The sequence below is a fragment of the Sphingomonas sp. AC449 genome (assembly GCF_979253475.1).
Map to the genome: position 1 here is coordinate 1 of NZ_CEEDCZ010000033.1, position 613 is coordinate 613.

1 tRNA gene is annotated in these 613 nt (G+C 58.7%); it reads right to left on the reverse strand.

Going from position 1 to position 613, the window contains the following annotated elements:
• Positions 1–506: 506 nt before the first annotated feature.
• Positions 507–583: transfer RNA gene (locus AC0CH3_RS17725), tRNA-Met, on the reverse strand.
• Positions 584–613 lie beyond the last annotated feature (30 nt).

The window sequence follows — 613 nt, forward strand, 5'->3', positions numbered from 1 at the left end:
GGACGCCTCCCTCAGTGGTGTTCAACACCTCCACTATCGCACATCGATGCAGTCGGGGGGCGTCCACCCCATCACCAGTTTCACCAATCTCCGCGACGGGTTAGCGGCAGAGATCGCCCTCGCCAAGGCAGCCATCCTCAAGGGTGTGGACGCCTCGATGTTCATTGCGGAAATGAGGGCGTGGGCCGAGCGACGAGGCACGTTGCTTGTCGAAGCTGAACGCGCATTTAAGGTATCGACGCCTACCAACTTACTACATGCGGATTTTGGCAACACGTATCGCCAGAGGGTCGGACGGCTGACCGATGCATTTGAGGATGATGCGCTCCGCTCACAGGCGTTCGAGCGCATCCGTTCGCTGATCGACAGAGTCGTGTTGAAACCGGAAAACGGCATCCTTGCGATCAATCTACGCGGCGAGTTTGCGTCAATGCTCGAGCTATGCGTGTGTCCAGAAACGCAAAAAGCCTCCGCGGGGGTTTCCGGGGAGGCATTGCAAATCAAGATGGTTGCGGGGACAGGATTTGAACCTGTGGCCTTCAGGTTATGAGCCTGACGAGCTACCGGGCTGCTCCACCCCGCGACGGCACGGCTAGCGTGCGTTGGGTGTGTA